Origin of the sequence: Staphylococcus sp. HL28, assembly GCF_021117155.1 — a bacterium.
Taxonomy (GTDB): Bacteria; Bacillota; Bacilli; order Staphylococcales; family Staphylococcaceae; genus Staphylococcus; species Staphylococcus warneri.
This window is the reverse complement of the sequence record NZ_CP088218.1, coordinates 814156-830965: the sequence shown is the minus strand read 5'-3', so window position 1 is coordinate 830965 and position 16810 is coordinate 814156. Positions and strand designations below refer to the sequence as shown.

Sequence of the window (16810 nt, the reverse complement as noted above, 5' to 3'; positions counted from 1 at the left end):
ACTAATCATATTTATTTAATTATTTAAAATAACCTGCAATTGATTTTACTTCTAAGAATTCTTCAATTCCGTAGTCGCCCCATTCACGACCTAATCCAGATTGTTTATAACCACCAAACGGTAGATCTGGTTTACGTCCAGCTTCATTAATTTCAACTGTTCCAGCTTCAATTGAACGTGCCACTTTGTGTAATGTGTCTTTATCATTACCAATGACATAACCAGCTAGACCATATTTCGTATCATTGGCTATTTTAATTGCCTCGTCTAAATCATTATAAGTAATCACTGACATAACAGGACCAAAAATTTCCTCTTGAGCAATTGTCATATGATTATCAACGTTAATAAAAATAGTAGGACGAGCAAAATATCCTTTTTCTAGACCTTCAGGTTTACCAGGTCCTCCATAGAATAATTCTGCGCCTTCTTCAATACCTTTATCAATATACGATTGAACTTGGTCAAATTGTTTTTTACTAATAATCGGTCCAACTTGTGTACCTTCTTCTCTAGGATCACCGACTTTAACAGAACTAAATTGTGCTTTTACAGCTTTTAAGAAGTCTTCTTTGATACTATTTGGTACTAATACACGTGTACCTGCAGTACATACTTGACCAGTATTATTGACAACTTTACCTGTTGTTGCTTTAGCTGCCTCTTCAATATCAACGTCATCTAAAACGATATAAGGTGATTTGCCACCAAGTTCTAGTGATACTTTTTTGAAATCTTTAGCTGCTTTTTCCATAATTTTTGAACCAGTTGGGCCTGAACCTGTAAATGACATCATTCTAACTTTAGGATGATCACTTAACGGATTACCTACACCTTCACCGTCACCATTAACAAGGTTAAATACACCTTTAGGCACACCAACTTCATCAAAGATTTCAGCTAAGATAATTGCAGCAAATGGTGTTTCTTCTGAAGGTTTTAATACCACAGTACTTCCTGCTGCAAATGCTGCCGCTAATTTAAGTGATGTTTGGTTAGTTGGGAAATTCCATGGCGTAACTAATCCTGCTACACCAATTGCTTCTTTGACAACTAAATCATCGCCACGTTGCTCTTCGAATTCAAAACTGTCTAAAGCATCTCTAGCTGCAGTGAAATGATTAAGTCCCATTTGATAATGTACTTTTTCAGAAACTGATAATGGCGCACCAAGTTCATCAGTAATCGCTTGTACAATATCTTCTTTTCTATTTTCATATTCCTTAACGATTTTATCTAATAAATCTCTTCTATATTCAACCGTACTATGACGGAAATCTAAATAAACATTATCTGCAGCTTCAACTGCTTTATTAACATCTTCTTCATTACCTTTAGCCACTGAACCAATGACTTCTTCAGTTGCAGGGTTAATTACTTCTATTGTTTCACCACTAGCACTATCAACCCATTCACCATTTATATATTGTTTAGTGAAATGTCTCATCAAACTTCACTCCTTAGATTTGTTATACAACTATTCTAACCATTTTGTTACAAAGTTAAACATATCTGCTCATCGATTCAATTGTACTTAATCGTTTTCAATATAGAATTTATTACACCTAAAACGAACTAAAATAATCTGTAAAATAGCATAGAAAAAGAGTGAAACAATCCTTAGATTGCATCACTCTTTTAATATATCCCTCTTTTTTTATTAATCATAGGGATCTTGTCATGATCTAGAAATAAAAACAATTCTAAGTATAACTGCCTGAATTATTTTACAGTTTCTGCTTCTGATTCTAGATTAATATTATTTTGAGCCCATTCTTCAATTGGTTTTAAAGATTCAGCTAATGAACTTCCTTTTTCTGTCAATTCATAAATAATAGTTACTGGACTTGTGGAAACGATTCTTTTTTCAACCAATCCCCAGTCTCCTAATTCAGTCAGTTTAATACTTAGTGCACGAGGCGTGATTGTTTTCAAGTCTCTTTTTAAATCGGAAAAATGTGCAGATTGGTCTTCGCATCTAGATAAATAGTTGATGATTAAACCGTTCCAACTGCGTCCTAATATTTTAAAAGTTTCTTCTAAATAAGGACATACTTCCATAATACTCACCTCACACTCAAATATCTTAATAATAAGGCACTTAAATTTGTGCTTATAATTTTAAGTATATTTATTATACCACATTTTTTAAACTGTTTCAGTCCAAATTTCTGCACCAAGAGCTTTTAAATGTTCAACAATTTGAGTATAGCCACGATAAATGTGTTTAACATTATATATAGTTGTAACGCCTTCTGCAATTAAACCTGCCACAATCAAGCATGCACCAGCTCTTAAATCACTTGCATAGACTTCAGCCCCGTTAAGTGTTGATGGTTTAATCGTTGCGGTGCCATTATCTTTATTAATATTAGCACCCATTTGTTGTAGTTCTTCTACATGTTTAAATCTTTCAGGATAAATTGTATCTGTAACAAATGATGGACCATTTGCCATAAATAATAATGGTGTAATCGGTTGTTGCAGATCTGTTGCAAAACCTGGATATACAAGTGTTTTAATATCAACACTGCGATATGGTGCGCGCTTTCTAATAATCGCTTTTTCATCGTTTAACTCGATATCGACACCTAATTCTTTTAATTTAGCTGTCAATGCCTCAACGTGTCTTGGTACTATATTATTAATAACGACTTCTTCTCCAGCAGCTGCCGCCATACACATGTATGAACCCGCTTCAATACGGTCTGGTATAACTTGATATTCTGTACCGTGTAATGTAGCTACGCCTGTAATTTTAATTGTCGTTGTACCTGCACCTTTAATTTGTGCACCCATACTAATTAGGAAATTAGCAACATCTACGACTTCAGGTTCTTTGGCTGCATTTTCAATAACTGTTTGGCCTTCTGCATGTACTGCTGCCAACATAATATTAATTGTAGCACCAACACTCACCATATCTAAAAAGATATTAGCTCCTTTTAATTGTTTAGCTTCAATTTTCATTGACGTGTCACTAGATTCATCGATTTCTGCACCTAGTGCCTTAAAACCTTTAATATGTTGATCTATTGGACGTGGCCCTAACGGACACCCACCTGGGAGCCCAATTACGCACTTTTTAAATCGTCCAAGCATTGCTCCCATCATATAATATGAGGCTCTTAAAGATTCAACTTTATTATTTGGTAGTGGTGCATTTTCAATTTCAGTTGTATCTACATCTAATTTAGTACCGTTTAATTTTGTTTTAATATTTAAATCTTCTAATAAGCTAACAAGTGTTTCTACATCAGAGATTTGTGGCAACCCATCTAAATTCACATGTCCATGGGCTAATAAAGTAGCCGGAATGATTGCTACAGCACTATTTTTTGCACCACTAATATTCACTTCTCCTTTAAGTGTCTTTCCACCTCTAATTTTGATTACCTCTTGAGCCATATCTTTTTCTCCTTTGTTTCCTTCATTTGTTAAAAATTTACATTATTAGCATTATAAAATAATTTTACTTTGTTTGTAAAATAGTTCATGAATACATAGCTACTTCAACAATATTTTATATCATGTCAAACTGAAATTACGAATTTAAAGACTTTTTCCTTTGCTTTAAATTGCATTGATTTGTATATGTTAACAATCCCACATTTTTATTTAGTAAGCTTAAAACTTATCTAATTTTATAAATTTCGTAATCATTATAGCATAAAAATAAGCCATTAAACCTAGGTTTAATGGCTTATTAAAAGATATTTAATTATTTAGCACGGTTTGAAGTACCAAATTCTTTAATTTTTCCTTTAACTGTTGCTTTAATTGCTTCACGAGCAGGTCCTAAATATTTACGTGGATCGTAAACTTCAGAATCATTGTTTAATACATCGCGAACAGCTTTAGCTGAAGCAATTTGGTTTTCAGTGTTAACATTAATTTTAGCAGTACCGTAAGGAATCGCTTTTTGAATGTCTTTAGTTGGGATACCAGTACCACCATGTAATACTAATGGTAAACCAGTTGAAGCACCAATTTCTTCCATTTCTTTGAAACCTAATTTAGGTTCACCTTTATAAGGACCATGTACTGAACCTAATGCAGGTGCTAAAGTATCGATACCAGTTTTTTCAACTAGTTCTTGACACTCTTTAGGATCTGCATAGATGACACCGTCAGCTACTACATCGTCTTCTTGACCACCAACTGTACCTAATTCAGCTTCTACTGAAACGCCTCTTTCGTGAGCATATTCAACTACTTTAGAAGTGATTTCAACATTTTCTTCAAATGGACTATGAGAAGCGTCAATCATTACTGAAGTGAATCCAGCATCAATTGCTTCTTTACATTTTTCAAAGCTTGAACCATGGTCTAAATGGATAGCTACTGGTACTGTGATGTTTAAGTCATGCATTAATCCTTCAACCATTTTAACTACTGTATAGAATCCGCTCATGTATCGAGCAGCTCCTTCAGAAACACCTAAAATAACTGGTGCATTCTCTTCTTGAGAAGCTTCTAAAATAGCTTGAGTGAATTCTAAGTTATTTAAGTTGTATTGACCAACCGCATAACCATTTTCTTTTGCATCGATTAACATTTCTTTCATTGAAACTAAAGGCATTATAGTTCCTCCTTGAGTGCTTGAGCACGTATTTTTCAAACTCATTATAACAAAATTACTACTTAAATGCATTCGAATAGTTGATTTAAAATTTACAATTTTCACAATCCTTACCACTGCTCGATTTGGAAACGTATCCAATTACAATTAGTTTTAATAATTGCATTCAATCATGGGTTTATTTAAAATATTTTAATGAATAGAATGGAGGAAAATTATGTCAAAAATTCTCAATACGCAATTAATTGGTATCTTCGATAGAATAGAAAAACAAGCTTTAGATGTACAGATGGGTGCACAATGTTTAATACAAGCAATTGGCGGCGAAGGTCATGTTTATATTAAAGGATATGACGATTTAAAATTTTATGAAGACTTCATTTTAAATAGTCATGAAAAATTAAAATCTAGCTTACCATTATCAGATGTAAATAACTTTAAAGAAATAGATACAACAGATCGCGTATTTTTATTTTCACCTACATATAATGATGACGTCGAACATGACGTGAAACAATTAATTGAAACAGATGTTGACTTTGTACTTGTATGCAATCATCCTAAACGAGATGATTTCCCTGAACATTTAATGCATTTTATCAACCTATCTACACCTAGACCAATTGTATACACTGAAGATTACGATAAGATTGTACAACCTCATCCTATTGCTTTTAACTATATCTACTATGATATTTATACTCAAATGGTTGAAATGACACGTGATTTAGAATTATAAAATGAGAAAGCCTATGGATATGATCTAATTCATATCCATAGGCTTTCTTAATATTATTTTTATTGATGTTTTAAAGCTGCTTCAACAAAAGCTTTAAAAATGGGTTGTGGTCTATTTGGTCTAGATAAAAACTCAGGATGGAATTGACATGCAATAAAGAAATCTTTCTCTGGGATCTCTACCATCTCAATTAATCTTCCATCTGGACTTGTTCCAGAGAACACCATTCCATTAGCTTCTAATTGCTCTCTATAATCATTGTTGAATTCATATCTATGACGATGTCTTTCTTCAATATTATTTTCATTATAAATAGAATGTGCTAATGTGCCATCTTTAATTGTACAAGGATATAATCCTAATCTTAAAGTACCACCTAAATCTTCAATATCTTTTTGTTCAGGTAATAAGTCAATAATTGGATGCGGTGTGCTAGGATCTAATTCAGCTGAATGTGCACCTTCTAATCCTAAAACGTTACGTGCAAATTCCACTGTAGCTAATTGCATTCCTAGACAAATACCAAAGTACGGTACATTATTTTCACGTGCATATTTAATTGCTGAAATTTTACCTTCGCTAGCACGGAAACCAAATCCACCTGGCACTAGAATACCATCTACATCAGATAGATAACTTTCAACATTTTCATCTGTTACTAAACTTGAATCTATCCATTTAACAACAACATCTTTTTTGAATGGATAACCTGCATGTTTAAGTGATTCTACCACAGATAAATATGCGTCTTGTAGGCTTACATATTTACCAACTAAACCAATGGTAATCTTACCATCTAAACTATTTACAGTATCTAGTAAATGCTGCCATTCATCTAATTGCGTTTCATATTTTGCGTTTAATTGTAGACGTTTAATTACAATGTCATCCATTTCTTGTTTACTTAATTGTAATGGAATCTCATATAGTGAATCAGCGTCACGACATTCGATAACACTTTCCTTGTTAATATCGCAGAATAAAGCAATTTTATCTTTTAAGTCTTGTGTCATTTCATATTCAGTACGAACAACTATTAAGTCTGGTTGGATACCTAAACCACGTAATTCTTTAACACTATGTTGCGTTGGTTTAGTTTTCATTTCGCCTGCTGCTTTGATATATGGTAATAGTGTACAGTGAACATACATTACATTTTCTCTACCTAAGTCACTTCTAATTTGTCGAATTGCTTCTAAGAATGGTAAAGACTCAATATCCCCTGTTGTACCACCAATTTCAGTAATAACAACATCAGCATTAGTACTTTCACCAGCTAATAATAAGCGTTCTTTAATTTCATTTGTGATGTGTGGAATAACTTGTACTGTTCCACCTAAATAATCACCACGACGTTCTTTTTTCAAGACGTGTGAGTATACTTTACCTGCAGTTACGTTTGAATACTTATTTAAATTGATATCGATAAAACGTTCATAGTGTCCTAAATCTAAATCCGTTTCAGCCCCATCATCAGTTACAAAAACTTCACCATGTTGATATGGGCTCATTGTTCCTGGATCGACATTTAAATATGGATCAAATTTTTGAATCGTAACTTCAAGACCTCTATCTTTTAATAATCTTCCTAAAGAAGCAGCAGTAATCCCTTTACCTAATGATGAAACTACGCCACCTGTTACAAATATAAACTTTGTCATGATTTGACCTCCTGAATTTTATTAGAGTTTGCATATGATTCACTTAAAATCAAAAGCATTTACTAAAAATTAGTATGTATTTAATTAGAAAGGAACAATGTGTTTAATACATTCACATATAATTTACTATTAGCATGTCACAGTGTATTTAACCATTACTTTTAAATAATATTCATTCTACAACATTAAACATTACATTGGAATCTTATTTTATTAAAATAAAAAAACGCTCCCTCTCACATATTTGTAAGGGGAGCGTATAATATTTATACACGTGTCCTATTTAAAGGAGCCCAAATAAAATTTTATCATTTTTATACTAAAAGTCAATTAGAAATTTAGCTTTGATATTCTTCTTCCTCTTCTTCTTCATCAAAGTCATCATCGTCATCTTCATCTTCTTCATCAATAACGATATCAGTTTCGTTAATTTCATCTTCGACTTGTTCATCTTCAGGATCATTTAAAGTTTCTTGATCATCTGTAACTGCTGGAATATCATCATCGTCATCCGCTTCATCTTCACCTAATAATTTAAGGTTTTTATCTTCTTCATCATCGTCATCAAGAATATCAAACTTTTGAATAGTTGGTGCGATTTTTTCTTCAATATCATCTACTGAATACCAATCACGAATCCCCCATTGGTTTTCACCGATATTTAAGAAACGACCATCAGTATTTAAATCTGTATAGAATTGAACCACACGATTTTCAATTTCATCGTAGTCATAATCACCTAAGGCTTTGAATTCATCAATGATATCGTATAAATTCATTGTTTTGCCTTTTTCATTTAGAAGTGTGTAAGCCATATCGATAAATGATTTTTCATCTACCATTTCTTTTGTGTAATCTTTAATTTTCATTATAAAATACTTCCTTTCAAAGGATTTTTATCTTAAATTAGTAGGTCAAATTTCATTAATTAATAGTAACAAAAATAAATTATAAATGACAATAGGCGTTTACGCAATCTCTGTTAATAATTTATATATTTTTCGAATAGAATGTAATCCTCTGCTTGTTCTACTTCTACAAAGTTACTATTAATACACAATGGACTTAATTCGTTATTTTCTCCATACAATGTAATGGATAATACTTTAATATTATCAAAGTTTTTACGTATATAGGTCGGTAATTGTCTTAATGCACTTTCAGCTATACCTTCATTTCGATGCGTTTTATTAACTTCAATTCCTGAAATGCGCATTCTATCTTCAATCTGTTCAATACCTATAAAACCTACTTTTTCTCCATCTTTGAGTAAGTTAATTAAATGAATATTAGCTTCTTCTGAAGATTCGTTTTCAACAAGTTTCAATGAAGACACATGTTTAGAATCTAAATCTAGATAATACAACCTTTCTTTACCAATTGGTCCTTCTTCTTTTGTAGCTGTATGCATAAAACCTGCTCGTTCATACACATTCCAAGCTGCTTGATTCTCAGCATCTACAACTAAAAACAAATGGTTAAAGTCTGGGAACAATGCTTGTACATATTGAGGTAAATACATCATCATCTTTGTACCATAACCATGTCCTTGATAACGTTCATTAACTGACAATGATCGTACATAAACGACATTTTCAGGTGTATCATATCCTTCATGTTGATAATATTGATGTAATACGAAGAACCCCACTACTTCTCCATCTTTATTCATTGCAATATTAGCGACACGATTTTCATCATTAAGCGCTTCTTCTAAAACCGTTTTAGGTAATGAAGAATATATTTGTTGTCTCTCGCTTAATTCAAAATTTAATATATCCTCACGATACTGTTCTTCAAAAACTTGAATCGATATATCTTCAAATTGCTTTTTTATATTCATAAGTTAATCCCCTATCTTTAATTACTTACTTATTATATATTACTTTACCCTATTGTAATACGAATTTTCATATAATTTAAAATATCAACCAAATAAAAATGTGTACAAAGTACTATTTTAGAATTGAAATTAAATTTCATTGATCTATGGTTTTATTTTTTAAATAAAATAAACTCTTGTATTTCGCTTAATTTATTATACTATTATGAGTGATGGATTTTTGATTTGAGGTGAATGCGGAAATGAAAATAGGAATCGATGCTGGTGGAACTTTAATTAAAATCGTTCAAGAATTCGACAATAAACGTGAATACCACACCGAACTAACAATTAATATTGATAAAGTGATTCAGTGGTTAAACCAAATTGAATTCGAAAGTTTAAGTTTAACTGGTGGACAAGCAAGTATTATAGCTGAACAACTAACAAAGCCAACTCAAAATTTTGTTGAGTTTGATGCTGCATCAAAAGGACTAGGTATTTTACTTAAAGAACAAGGTCATGATATTAATCAATATATTTTTGCTAATGTAGGTACAGGTACTTCACTTCATTATTTTGATGGTCAACATCAACAACGTGTTGGAGGCATAGGTACTGGTGGCGGTATGATTCAAGGTCTTGGATATTTATTAAGCCAAATTTCAGATTATAAACAATTAACAGATTTGGCACAAAAAGGCGACAGAGATACGATTGATTTAAAAGTCAAACATATTTATAAAGATTGTGAACCCCCTATTCCAGGTGACCTAACCGCAGCAAACTTTGGTAATGTTTTACATCATATGAATGAAGACTTTTCAATAGAGAATAAACTAGCCTCTGTTGTTGGCGTTGTAGGTGAAGTAATTACAACAATGTCTATTACAGTTGCTCGTGAACATCAAACGGATAATGTTGTTTACATAGGCTCTTCATTCAACAATAATCCGTTATTACGTAAAGTAATTGAAGATTATACTGTATTAAGAGGATTCAATCCATTTTACATTGAACATGGGGCCTTTTCTGGTGCAATTGGTGCAATACATCTGAATGGCCATAATTAAATAAAAATGAGGTCGAGACAAAAGCTTTATGTCTCAACCTCTTCTTTATTTATTAGAATGTTGTTTCGTTAGATAATTTTTGGGCTGATACTATTGTTCCGATAACACCTGGTTTTAAATCTATGCCAACACCTTTATCGTCATCACGTAATTTATCTAACCATTCTCCAAACACACTTGCTTCAATTTCAATTAAATCGCATTCTTCAAAGTCTTCGTCTTTAACTTTTTGAGCTCTTTTCTTTAGGCTCCACACTGGCATAATTTGTGGTTTATCTTCTCTTCCATCATCTATTAAAATAAAGTTTTTTTCGTTCTTATTAGTTAGTCCATATACATGATCATATTTCGCTACATCTCTAACAAATTCTTTTACTCTAATTTTATCCAATTCTGACATCAACTCTCTAGTGACATCATAAATATTAACAAGTTCACCTTCATTATCGTTTGTCTTATTAATCATTACTTTATCCGTTTCATCAAATAATTCATCTAAATCATATGCGACAAAACGATCTAGATCTAATTGTATTAATTTATCGTAATTGATGTCATTATCATCTAAATATTGCTTCGCAGTGTCTGTATCTGTCCATACAGCTACATAGGACTGTTCATTTTTCATTAAACGTACTATTTTTTTATTTTTTGAAGCAAAATAAATATATTCATTTATTAACATTTCTTTGAAAAACGATTCCTCTTTGTAAGACATTTTACACCCTCGATTCATAGATATTCTTTTAATCCTTACTTAAAATATTAAAATACTCATTAATGTTAGTCAATATGATAAGAATCGTATACCTAATGCTCAATTTTATTATTGTTCCTTATAAAAAAACTCTTAAAACTTAAGCATGTCACTTAAATTTCAAGAGTTATAACAATATTATTTAGCTTTTAATTCTTCTAAAAATGCTTTCTCCAATTTTTGAATCGATGCTTTGTCTGTGCCATGCCAAATACATCCAAATCTAGAGCCTACCTCATTTTTACCATACCAATCACCATCATAATAAGATAAAGGATATAGAACACCTTTTTTCACATATTTTAAGATGATATTGAAGAAATGATCATTATCTCCATCTGAAAAGTAACTGTAGAATTTATGATATCCATCTGTTAATTCATCCGATAAGAGTAACATACTCGTTGAACCATTTTGTCTAAAGTTTAAATCAATAGCGTATACGTCATTGTTTTCATCTAACAACAAATCGAATCCCGCAACACCAAAGAAACCTAAACCTACACCGATTGACATAATTTCTCGCCCTGCATCTATAACATGTTGTGGCACATCATCTACATTTTCATTACCGTTATAGAAACCATAATCATTTGTTAATTGTCGAGCTGTCCCTAGATATTGAATACCAATGTCTTCGGAGTAAGCAAATTGAACACAATAGTTTTGTATGGCTTCAATTTTTTGTTCAATAATTAACTGATCAGTTGCTTCCGTTGCTTCCTCGATACGCTTTTGAGCTTCGGCAAGATCATGATCATTGTAACAAATCATCACACCATATCCTCCTGCAGTTGGTAAATCGTCCCCTGGTTTAATGACAAAAGGATATTGCCATTTCTGTATCGCATCTTGGAAAGACTCTATAGGAACAATCTCTCTCTTTGGAAGGTATTTACCATCCGTCCATTCTGGAATTCTCGCTTTATTGTTAAGTGCTACAAACACATCTTTATTTAATGCATAGTATGACTTCTCTAGTACATCGTCATCATGGATATATTGGAAATATAATTTTTTATTATTTTCATATGCCAATTTTTTTATTAAAGATTCATAAGTTTGTTGATCTCTAAACTGATAAATATGAGGCGGAATTTGTTTACCTATCTCTTTAAATAACATCTCTAATTTAGATGTTACACTTGCTTCATGTACAATAACCGGAAATTGATTCGCAATTAATAGCTCTCGGCCAGTTAAAAAATTTGATTGATGTTCATCAGGCTTTAGCCATGGATTAGATATATATGAAGGCCTAGATGTATAAACAACATCATCATTATATAAATCGCTTAATGTTAATTTGGGACTATATACGTTTTCACTCATGATTTCACATGTCCTTTCATATAATGATGTTCTTCAACTATTTCATCCAATAATGATTGGTTTTCAATTAATTCTAATCCCATTAAGGCCATAATTTTTGCGCCTTTGATGAGTGCTTGATCACCTTGTAAACTAGCTGCTGCTTCTCTAAATCGGTGAGTGTGCCCTACTAAATTCCTTGATCCAATTTTAATGTGTGGGTGAATAGTTGGTACAACATGGCTTACATTTCCTGTATCAGTTGAACCATATCCAAAGTCATCATCAATGACTGCTTCACCCATTTCAATGGCGTATTTTTCAAATAAGTCGTCTAATTTTGGTGATTTGATTAACTCGTTGACGCCATTTTGAATTGGGCCAAATTCATAATCACAACCTGTTTGAATTGCTGCACCTCTTGCTATTTGTTTTACTTTTTCTGTTAAAACGTCTAATTCTTTTCTAGATGTGGCTCTTGTATAAAAGCGAGCATGTGTATAATCAGGTATAATATTCGCTGCTTTACCACCATCTAAAATAACGCCATGTACACGTTGACTCTTTTTAATATGTTGTCTTAGTTGTGCGACACCGTTAAAATATGAAATCATAGCATCCAATGCGTTTCGAGCTTCATCTGCATTTTCAGATGCATGTGCACTTTTCCCATAAAATTTAACATCTAATACATCTACAGCTAATGTATTGATCGTTTTGTACGTTTCATTTCCTGGATGTACCATTAATGCAATATCAATCTCATCAATAATACCTGCTTTGACATATGAGGCTTTAGCACTTCCGTTTTCTCCGCCTTCTTCTGCAGGACATCCAAGTACCACAACTGAACCGCCAATATGGTCAATGACCTGCTTTAAAGCAATACCACCTAATGCGCTTGCTGTACCTATAATATTATGTCCACATGCGTGACCTAAACCCGGTAGTGCATCATATTCCGCTAAAAAGCCAATGTTTGGGCCTTCTTTATTTGATTCATATCTAGCTATGAATCCAGTAGCATGACCAGCAATATCTGTTTCAATTTCAAATCCATTCGTCTTCAAACAATCAATTAATGTTCTTGAAGCGAAAATTTCTTCATTACCAAGTTCTGGTCTTTCATGTATTCGGTGACTCATCTCTACATAATCATATTTATTGTTTTCAATATAATCTAATATATCTTGTTTCTCACTCATATTACCTAACTCCCATTCTACAACTGCACTATAATAACAACATCTATCAATTAATTATTACTTATTTTATCGGATTTAGATTTAAATGTCATTACATTTATTCATATTTACACAATTTTCTCACTATTCAAACTTGTAAATTTAGTATAAGATACTGTTACCTCGAAATTGTAAAAACAAAACAGTATTGTTACAATTTAGTTATTAATTAAATAGTTGTTTCGTATATTTGAGGAGGAAAATATAATGCCAAAAATGAACGTAGAAAGTTTTAATTTAGATCATACAAAAGTTGTTGCACCATTTATTCGATTAGCAGGTACAATGGAAGGATTAAATGGCGACAAAATTAATAAATATGATATTCGTTTTAAACAACCTAACAAAGAACATATGGAAATGCCTGGTTTACATTCACTAGAGCATTTAATGGCTGAAAACATCAGAAACCATACAGATAAAGTAGTAGATTTAAGCCCAATGGGATGTCAAACAGGATTTTATGTATCATTTATCAACCATGATGATTATGAAGATGTTTTAGATATTGTTGAAAAAACTCTAAATGATGTTTTAAATGCAACAGAAGTCCCTGCATGTAATGAAATACAATGTGGTTGGGCTGCTAGTCATTCACTTGAAGGCGCCAAAGAAATCGCACAAGCATTCTTAGATAAGCGTAATCAATGGCACGACGTTTTTGGCAATGCTAAATAAAATAATATTTTCATAAAAAATAAGCCAGGATGTTAGCAATGAAACTAACATCCTGGTTTATTTAATTTTATAATTTTTTAACTAGACCAATAAGTACAAATTGTAATGGTAAGCGTAACCATAATGCCCATGCTGGCACTTCTTTATCACCAAGTGGTAGTTTTTTTCTAGCCATATAAACATTTGCAGGTAAAACTGCTAATAAAAATAGATTTATTCCTTTTTTCAACCAACTTGCTGGGCGTTTAATAAGTAATGCTATACCAAAGAATATTTCAAATACACCAGTTACAAGTACTGCAGTCTTTTGTAAAGGCAAATAGTCAGGCACAATATTTCTAAACTGTCTTTCTCTCGTAAAATGTAATACACCTGCTGTTCCAAAACTAATACCTAATAACCATCTTAGAAATTTCATTCGTGTTCCACTCCCATTTCTTTTAAATAACTTTTTCCAAATTCGGGCATTTCTACGTTGAAATTATCTGCAATTGTTGCACCTAATGAACTAAATGTTGTATCTCCAGGTAATTCATGATACTTTTTGATTTTCGGACTAAACATTAGTACAGGTATATACTCTCTAGTATGATCTGTACCTTCAGCTGTTGGGTCATTACCGTGATCTGCTGTAATAATTACTAAATCATCTTCATTTAAGTTGTCGATAAGCTCGGGCAATCGATTATCAAAGTCCTTGATTGCTTGTGCATATCCTGGTTTATCACGACGATGACCGTATAGTGCATCAAAATCAACTAAATTAAGAAAACTTAATCCATTGAAATCTTTTTTTACAACATTAATTAATTGATCCATGCCATCCATATTGCTTTTAGTTCGGATAGCTTCAGTTACACCTTCACCATCATAAATGTCATTAATTTTTCCAATCGCAATGACATCATAGTTGTTATCTTTCAATGCATTCATAACTGTTTTACCAAATGGCTTTAATGCATAGTCATGACGATTAGATGTGCGTGTAAAGTTACCAGGTTCACCAACATATGGTCGCGCAATAATCCTACCAATTAAATACTTAGGATCTTTAGTTAACTCTCTTACTTTCTCACATATATCATATAGTTCTTCTAAAGGTATCACATCTTCATGTGCCGCAATTTGAAGTACTGGATCAGCACTTGTGTATACAATCAAATCACCAGTTTTCATTTGATGCTCGCCCCACTCGTCAATAATCTGAGTACCAGACGCAGGACGGTTAGCAACGACTTTTCTACCAGTCATGTTTTCAATTTCACGAACTAATTCATCAGGAAAACCATCTGGGTATACTTTAAATGGTTGCATAATATTTAATCCCATTATTTCCCAGTGCCCTGTCATTGTATCTTTACCTACTGAAGCTTCACTTAATTTTGTATAAAAAGCTTGAGGTTCCTCAACACTTGAGATAACTGGTAATTGGTCGATATTTCCTAATCCTAATTTTTCTAAATTAGGTAATGACTGATCAAAACCTTCAAGTGTATGCTTTAAAGTATGTGACCCTTCATCATTAAATGCTGCCGCATCAGGGCCTTCGCCAATACCAACTGAGTCCATCACAATTAGATGCACACGTTTAAATGGTGTAGTCATATTTACATCTCCTACTCGGTAATTATTTTGTGTATTAATGTTGGTGTGTAACCTTCACTATCAATTTTAATACTTTCGTCTAATTTATCAAATATATCATTCACATTTTCTTTATTACTATGGATCGTTAGGATAGACTCACCTGCATTTACTTCGTCACCGACTTTTTTATTTAAAACGATTCCCACACTTAAATCAATCATATCCTCTTTAGTTTGTCTACCTGCACCTAACATCATTGAGGCAACACCAATTTCATTAGCCACCATTTCTGATATAAAACCATCTTGTTTAGCAGTATATTCAATTTTAAATTTCGCATCTTCAAGACTGTCAGGACGTTCTATTACGCTTACATCGCCGCCTTGATTACTAATAAAAGTTTTAAATTTATCTAAAGCTTTACCAGATTGAATTGATGCTTCTAATAACTCACGTGCATCTTTTAAATTATCTGCTTTCTTAGCAAGTACAACCATTTGTGAACCTAATGTAAGTACCAATTCAGTTAAATCCTCTGGACCATGTCCTTGCAATGTTTCAATTGCTTCTTTTAACTCTAAACCATTACCAATTGCATTACCTAAAGGTTGACTCATATCAGAAATAATCGCCATTGTATTTCTACCAACATTATTACCTATACTTACCATCGCATGCGCTAAAGCTTCGGCATCTTCCAGTGTTTTCATAAATGCACCACTACCTGTTTTTACATCTAGAACAATCGCGTCAGCTCCAGCTGCAATTTTTTTACTCATTATTGACGATGCTATTAACGGAATAGAATTGACAGTTCCAGTAACATCTCTTAGTGCATATAACTTTTTATCTGCTGGTGTTAGGTTACCAGATTGTCCCATCACTGCGACTTGGTTCTCATTGACTAACTTAATGAATTCATCTTCAGTTAACTCAACATGAAAACCTTTAGCAGACTCTAATTTATCAATAGTACCACCTGTATGACCTAATCCACGACCACTCATTTTAGCTACCGGTACGCCAACTGAAGCTACTAGTGGTGCTAGTACTAATGTTGTTGTATCACCAACACCACCTGTAGAGTGTTTATCAACTTTAATCCCTTCAATATCAGATAAATCGATGACATCCCCAGAATTAACCATTGCCATTGTTAAGTGAGCACGTTCTTCTTCATTCATATCTTGAAAAAAGATTGCCATAGCTAAACTTGATGCTTGATAATCTGGTATATCTCCGTTGGTATAACCTTTGATGAAGAATTCGATTTCTTCCTTACTTAATGGTTTGCCGTCACGCTTCTTTTCAATAATATCGATCATTCTCATAAAAACAGCCCCTTTTTAGATGATT

Annotated in this window: 16 protein-coding genes; 3 read left to right on the top strand and 13 right to left on the bottom strand. The window is 32.6% G+C overall.

Annotation, left to right across the window (positions count from 1 at the left end; all coding sequences use genetic code 11):
• Positions 1–19: 19 nt before the first annotated feature.
• The 4 genes from LPC11_RS03960 to fdaB all read right to left on the bottom strand — a co-directional run bounded on the left by LPC11_RS03960 (position 20) and on the right by fdaB (position 4582).
• Complete coding sequence (locus tag LPC11_RS03960; RefSeq protein WP_023373346.1) at positions 20–1447, bottom strand: aldehyde dehydrogenase family protein; 1428 nt, start codon at positions 1445–1447, stop codon at positions 20–22.
• Between the two features lie 275 nt (positions 1448–1722).
• Positions 1723–2061: a winged helix-turn-helix transcriptional regulator gene (locus tag LPC11_RS03955; RefSeq protein WP_002466765.1), complete on the bottom strand. Its 339-nt coding sequence runs from the start codon at positions 2059–2061 to the stop codon at positions 1723–1725.
• Between the two features lie 87 nt (positions 2062–2148).
• Positions 2149–3408: a UDP-N-acetylglucosamine 1-carboxyvinyltransferase gene (locus LPC11_RS03950; RefSeq protein WP_023373348.1), complete on the bottom strand. Its 1260-nt coding sequence runs from the start codon at positions 3406–3408 to the stop codon at positions 2149–2151.
• A 313-nt stretch (positions 3409–3721) separates the two neighbouring features.
• On the bottom strand, positions 3722–4582 hold the full coding sequence (gene fdaB, locus LPC11_RS03945) for a class IIb fructose-bisphosphate aldolase FdaB (RefSeq protein WP_002466755.1): 861 nt from the start codon (positions 4580–4582) through the stop codon (positions 3722–3724).
• A gap of 217 nt (positions 4583–4799) precedes the next feature.
• On the opposite strand from fdaB, the gene LPC11_RS03940 reads away from it, so the two are divergent.
• On the top strand, positions 4800–5321 hold the full coding sequence (locus LPC11_RS03940) for a DUF2529 domain-containing protein (protein WP_023373350.1): 522 nt from the start codon (positions 4800–4802) through the stop codon (positions 5319–5321).
• A gap of 59 nt (positions 5322–5380) precedes the next feature.
• Here LPC11_RS03940 and LPC11_RS03935 read toward each other — a convergent pair whose 3' ends face one another.
• From LPC11_RS03935 to LPC11_RS03925, 3 genes are all read right to left on the bottom strand, one after another.
• Positions 5381–6982: a CTP synthase gene (locus LPC11_RS03935; RefSeq protein WP_023373352.1), complete on the bottom strand. Its 1602-nt coding sequence runs from the start codon at positions 6980–6982 to the stop codon at positions 5381–5383.
• A 338-nt stretch (positions 6983–7320) separates the two neighbouring features.
• Positions 7321–7851, bottom strand: a complete 531-nt coding sequence (gene rpoE / locus LPC11_RS03930; RefSeq protein WP_023373354.1) for a DNA-directed RNA polymerase subunit delta — start codon at positions 7849–7851, stop codon at positions 7321–7323.
• 113 nt (positions 7852–7964) lie between these two features.
• Positions 7965–8825 (bottom strand): GNAT family N-acetyltransferase, encoded by an 861-nt coding sequence (locus LPC11_RS03925; RefSeq protein ID WP_023373356.1) that lies wholly within the window; start codon positions 8823–8825, stop codon positions 7965–7967.
• Positions 8826–9067: 242 nt separating this feature from the next.
• Here LPC11_RS03925 and coaW point away from each other — a divergent pair, with 242 nt between their 5' ends.
• Entirely contained in the window at positions 9068–9877 is an 810-nt protein-coding gene (coaW, locus tag LPC11_RS03920; protein ID WP_023373358.1) for a type II pantothenate kinase, read from the top strand.
• A gap of 52 nt (positions 9878–9929) precedes the next feature.
• Here the strand turns inward: coaW and LPC11_RS03915 are convergent, their stop codons facing one another.
• The 3 genes from LPC11_RS03915 to LPC11_RS03905 all read right to left on the bottom strand — a co-directional run bounded on the left by LPC11_RS03915 (position 9930) and on the right by LPC11_RS03905 (position 13150).
• On the bottom strand, positions 9930–10595 hold the full coding sequence (locus LPC11_RS03915; RefSeq protein WP_041613631.1) for a DUF2750 domain-containing protein: 666 nt from the start codon (positions 10593–10595) through the stop codon (positions 9930–9932).
• A gap of 177 nt (positions 10596–10772) precedes the next feature.
• Positions 10773–11966: an L-aspartate--L-methionine ligase LdmS gene (ldmS, locus tag LPC11_RS03910; RefSeq protein WP_023373362.1), complete on the bottom strand. Its 1194-nt coding sequence runs from the start codon at positions 11964–11966 to the stop codon at positions 10773–10775.
• A complete protein-coding gene (locus LPC11_RS03905; protein WP_231307360.1) occupies positions 11963–13150 on the bottom strand; it encodes a M20 family metallopeptidase in 1188 nt (395 codons plus the stop codon). The genes ldmS and LPC11_RS03905 overlap by 4 nt, the downstream gene beginning before the upstream one ends.
• Positions 13151–13396: 246 nt before the next feature.
• Between LPC11_RS03905 and LPC11_RS03900 the strand changes: the two genes are divergently transcribed.
• A complete protein-coding gene (locus LPC11_RS03900) occupies positions 13397–13867 on the top strand; it encodes an S-ribosylhomocysteine lyase (protein ID WP_023373366.1) in 471 nt (156 codons plus the stop codon).
• Positions 13868–13934: 67 nt separating this feature from the next.
• Here the strand turns inward: LPC11_RS03900 and LPC11_RS03895 are convergent, their stop codons facing one another.
• From LPC11_RS03895 to LPC11_RS03885, 3 genes are read right to left on the bottom strand one after another with little or no spacing between them, the layout of a single operon-like run.
• Entirely contained in the window at positions 13935–14285 is a 351-nt protein-coding gene (locus LPC11_RS03895) for a DoxX family protein (RefSeq protein WP_023373368.1), read from the bottom strand.
• On the bottom strand, positions 14282–15472 hold the full coding sequence (gene deoB, locus LPC11_RS03890; RefSeq protein ID WP_023373370.1) for a phosphopentomutase: 1191 nt from the start codon (positions 15470–15472) through the stop codon (positions 14282–14284). Before deoB ends, LPC11_RS03895 begins: the two co-directional genes overlap by 4 nt.
• A gap of 11 nt (positions 15473–15483) precedes the next feature.
• Positions 15484–16785 (bottom strand): pyrimidine-nucleoside phosphorylase, encoded by a 1302-nt coding sequence (locus LPC11_RS03885; protein ID WP_023373372.1) that lies wholly within the window; start codon positions 16783–16785, stop codon positions 15484–15486.
• Positions 16786–16810: the final 25 nt, after the last annotated feature.